At 42.6% G+C, this 4,338-nt stretch carries 4 protein-coding genes and 1 pseudogene; 2 read left to right on the plus strand and 3 right to left on the minus strand.

Annotation, left to right across the window (positions count from 1 at the left end; genetic code table 11):
• Together PGX78_RS06395 and PGX78_RS06400 are read left to right on the plus strand one after the other, a co-directional pair.
• Window positions 1–246 (plus strand): flavodoxin-dependent (E)-4-hydroxy-3-methylbut-2-enyl-diphosphate synthase (locus PGX78_RS06395; protein ID WP_270445943.1); only part of this gene is annotated, 246 nt, incomplete at its 5' end.
• A 101-nt stretch (window positions 247–347) separates the two neighbouring features.
• Complete coding sequence (locus tag PGX78_RS06400) at window positions 348–1,643, plus strand: hypothetical protein (protein ID WP_270445944.1); 1,296 nt, start codon at window positions 348–350, stop codon at window positions 1,641–1,643.
• Here PGX78_RS06400 and PGX78_RS06405 read toward each other — a convergent pair.
• From PGX78_RS06405 to PGX78_RS06415, 3 genes and pseudogenes are all read right to left on the minus strand, one after another.
• Window positions 1,636–3,030: an NCS2 family permease gene (locus PGX78_RS06405; RefSeq protein WP_270445946.1), complete on the minus strand. Its 1,395-nt coding sequence runs from the start codon at window positions 3,028–3,030 to the stop codon at window positions 1,636–1,638. The two genes, PGX78_RS06400 and PGX78_RS06405, sit on opposite strands and share 8 nt — an antisense overlap.
• A 165-nt stretch (window positions 3,031–3,195) precedes the next feature.
• Window positions 3,196–3,981, minus strand: a pseudogene (locus PGX78_RS06410) (phosphoribosylaminoimidazolesuccinocarboxamide synthase); the annotation flags it as partial.
• Entirely contained in the window at window positions 3,960–4,319 is a 360-nt protein-coding gene (locus PGX78_RS06415) for a phosphoribosylaminoimidazolesuccinocarboxamide synthase (protein WP_270445948.1), read from the minus strand. The pseudogene PGX78_RS06410 and the gene PGX78_RS06415, both read right to left, overlap by 22 nt.
• Window positions 4,320–4,338 lie beyond the last annotated feature (19 nt).

Raw genomic sequence — 4,338 nt, forward strand, 5'->3', positions numbered from 1 at the left:
CAGGTAGAACTGATTCATTTGGCTAAAGAGGTGGAGACGGCTTTGGCCGATATGGATGCACCCTTAAAAGTTGCGGTTATGGGTTGTGTAGTGAACGGTCCCGGAGAGGCTCGGGAGGCAGATTTCGGCATAGCCGGAGGTGCCGGTAGCGGTATTATTTTTTCGCACGGCGAGATTTTACGCACGGTTTCGGAGAAAGATCTCGTTACAGGCTTATTGGAAGAAATTAATAAATCACTTACATAGACGCCCTTTGTAGGGCGTCTTTTCTTATGTAAATTTAATTCATTATATTCGCCTGTTTTAATAATACTACTTCATACTGAGGTTAAAGGAGGCGATATATTGTGGCTGGCGAACATGAATTTTGTTGGGAAGAAGCCGTACGTCGTTTAGGTGCGGAAGAAAAAATTCCTGAGACTTTAGCGGATAAAGATTTGTATACGCTCAGTAAGGCCTATTTACATGCGTTAAAAAAGAGTTCAGAACGAAAGAAATATCTTGTCTTGAGTGAATCTCTGTTTTTAAGACTTAAAGAAAAAGGGGAAAGCCGTTATATCATATCCGTTTTGGCTGATATTTATCGCCAAGCGTGGTATGACGGAGAGACCTTCGGTCAATATGACCGAAATGACTTGGCTCGTTTGGCTGAGAAGTATTATGAACGACTGTGCGATTTTCAAGCCAATGAATATGAATTGTATGAATATGCCAGCCTTGTATATAGGCGTGCATCTTTTTATATTCATGATGGCAGCCCTGCCGACAGATATTCATTAAAGCAAAAGGCCTTCTATTTATATGAGAAAGTTATGGAACGATATGAAGAAAAAGAGAATGGAAGAGGTTTTTTGAGACCTTATGTGCGTGCATGTTACGGCTTTTGCCGTTGTGCACTTGATTTGTACGGACCTTTGTCTATCTTGCAAAAAGAGTGTCTTTTATTGGGTTATGAGCCTCATATGGGAGTGAAGAATCGTGAGATACGCCGAAGTGTATACGAAAGGCTGGAGCGAGTTATAGAAACAATAAAGCACTATGAAGAGCTTGGCAAGGATTTTTTACCTCCTGAGAAAATGAGGAATCGACGTTTTATATACGAAGCTCCGTGGGATATTTATTATATGGCCGGTAAGATAAAAGAATTTGCTCTTAAAAGCGGTATCAGTGACTGTAAAGAAGTTGTTCGGGAGTGTATAGATCTTTATCGGTATGTCTGTGACCTGGATAGGGACAGACGCATTCACGGTATGTCTGTAACGGGGTTTACCCATATGTACGATGCCTTAATCGACTTTTACTTGTATGCGGGAAAAGAAAAAGAGCTTGCGGCCTTTATAGATGAATTCAAACCCTATATTTCCAAACGACAGCGCAGTCTTACGACTCTCAGACTGCACTTAAAACACGGAAGAGCGGATCTTTTTGATAAAGAATGGTCTTCCGATCGTTGTCGTCAAAGCGGAATATCCAAGAAACGACTGGAAGTTCTAAAGCTTCTCAGAGACCTACAAGACGAAAAGAATCTGACCATAGGCTTAAAGAAGTATAAACCCTTCGAACAACGAGTATTATATGAAACGGTAAAAAAAATCACCGCATCCAATGACGCGGTGATTGAAGCACGGAAAAAGATTAAATGAAAATGTACTTACCTATGAAGAGAACGGCAAGAATATACATGAGAACACTGATTTTTTTATGGTTACCCGTTAAGAGATTAACGAGAACATAGGAAATAACACCGAAGCAAATCCCTTCCGATACGCTGTAGCAGAAGGGCATGGCGATAATTGTCAAGTAGGCGGGAATGGATTCGGTCAAGTCGTCGAATTCAATACCCGTAATAGCTCCCAACATAAGGAAGCCGACGATAATCAGAGCCGGTGCCGTAGCAAAGGCGGGAATGGCCAAAAACAAGGGGGACAGGAAGAGGGAAACGAGAAAGAAGAAGGCTACGAACATGGCAGTCAATCCCGTTCTGCCGCCTTCACTGACGCCTGTAGCACTTTCAACAAAGGTTGTAACCGTGCTCGTACCGAGGACGGCACCGGCAGTAGTTGCAACGGCATCAGCCATAAGAGCGCCTTTAATATGAGGTAGTTTACCGTCTTTATCTAACATCTCCGCCTTGGAGGATACGCCGATAAGGGTTCCTAAGGTATCGAAAATATCGACAAAAAGGAAGGCAAACATGACGACGAAAAAGTCGAGGGATAACATTTGCTCAAAAGCAATTTTGCCGAAAATCGGTTCCATGCTGGCAGGAGTGAAGGCTGCCAAGCCTGCGGAAAAGTCGGGAATAACACTGAACATATGCTGTGTCGGATCGGGAACATAAAGACCCGTAAGCTCACAAATAATGCCTAAAATCCAAGTGAACAGGATGCCCCAGAGAATGTTACCGCGCACCTTACGTTCCATTAAAATAGCCGTAAAAAGAACACCTAAAAGGGACAGAACAACCGTAATACCTACAGTATGAAAGGTACCGGACGTTAAGGAGGTTTTAAAAGAAAAAAGTGAAATTTTGGTAGCCGGGTTAGCAACGATAACTTGTGCGTTGAATAAGCCGATTAAGGCAATGAATAAGCCGATACCCGCAGATACGGCTTTCTTTAAGGTCATAGGAATGGCATTAAAGAGTGCTTCTCGAATATTCGTCAGAGATAAGATGATAAAAATAATACCTTCAACAAAAACAGCGGACAAAGCCGTTTCCCACGAATATCCCATTTGTAAAACGACGGTATAGGCAAAAAATGCATTTAAACCCATACCGGGTGCCAAGGCGAAAGGATAGTTGGCAAAGACGGCCATACAAATAGTCCCCAAGCAGGAGGCCAGGGCTGTTGCCGTAAGAACAGCCCCTTTATCCATTCCGGCAGCACTTAGAATAATGGGATTGACGGCCAAAATGTAAGCCATGGTCATAAAAGTAGTAATACCCGCAAGAAACTCAATCTTTACGGTTGTACCGTTTTCCTGTAATTTAAACAGGCGGTCTAAGAACCCTTTTTCTTCAGTCATAATACACGCTCCTTTGAAAAAATTAGAGTATCATATATAAGTATATGTTGTATTTTGAAAGGGGGCAAGAAGAGAATATCTTTATTTTGACACATAAGAGAGATACATATGTATTTCATACATGAAAACGCCTTGATTTCGTAGTCGGAAACCAAGGCGTTGTAATTAGAATGAGAATTTTTCTCCCGTCAGTAATTCATAAGCTTCTATATATTTGGCAATCGTTTTTTTGATAACGTCATCAGGCAATAAGTAGTCGCTGTCGGGGTTAGCCGTTAACCAGTCGCGAACGAATTGCTTGTCATAAGACGGTTGAGATTTTCCGGGAGCATAGCCTTCCGACGGCCAGAAACGAGAACTGTCGGGAGTCAACATTTCATCACCCAAGACTACCCGGCCTGCGTCATCAATACCGAATTCAAACTTCGTATCGGCAATGATAATGCCGCGAGTACGAGCGTAGTCTGCACATTTTTTATATAAGGCAATCGTGTAGTCCCGAACCTTTTCGGCATATTCACGGCCTTTACCGGGAAAGGCTTTTTCCAGTACGTCAATGCTTTCTTCAAAGGATACGTTTTCGTCATGGTCACCCAATTCCGCTTTAGTGCTGGGGGTGAAGATAGGTTCCGGAAGTTGCTGAGACTCTTGCAAGCCGTCAGGCAATTTAATACCGCAGACCGTACCGTTTTTCTGATAACTTGCCCAACCGCTGCCTGTAATATAGCCTCGTACGATACATTCCAAGGGAAGCATAGTAAGCTTACGGCATTTCATGCTCTTTCCCTTAAATTCTTCTGTACGGAAAAATTCGGGCATATCGTCCGTATTGACTGAAATCATGTGATTCGGCAAAATGTCGGATGTAAAGTCAAACCAAAATTTGGACATTTGTGTCAGCACGGCACCTTTGTGAGTAATACGGTTTTTCAAAATATGGTCGAATGCGGAAGTTGCTGAGACTCTTGCAAGCCGTCAGGCAATTTAATACCGCAGACCGTACCGTTTTTCTGATAACTTGCCCAACCGCTGCCTGTAATATAGCCTCGTACGATACATTCCAAGGGAAGCATAGTAAGCTTACGGCATTTCATGCTCTTTCCCTTAAATTCTTCTGTACGGAAAAATTCGGGCATATCGTCCGTATTGACTGAAATCATGTGATTCGGCAAAATGTCGGATGTAAAGTCAAACCAAAATTTGGACATTTGTGTCAGCACGGCACCTTTGTGAGTAATACGGTTTTTCAAAATATGGTCGAATGCGGAAATTCGATCCGTGGCTACCATAATAATACTGTCACCGGCA

It is taken from the genome of Megasphaera sp. AF13-6AC, from assembly GCF_027685385.1.
GTDB classification, from domain to species: Bacteria; Bacillota; Negativicutes; order Veillonellales; family Megasphaeraceae; genus Megasphaera; species Megasphaera micronuciformis.

Coding starts and splice junctions, on each gene's coding strand:
- PGX78_RS06415 (WP_270445948.1), bottom strand. CDS start 4,319: ATGGTAGCCACGGATCGAATTTCCGCATTCGACCATATTTTGAAAAAC.
- PGX78_RS06405 (WP_270445946.1), bottom strand. CDS start 3,030: ATGACTGAAGAAAAAGGGTTCTTAGACCGCCTGTTTAAATTACAGGAA.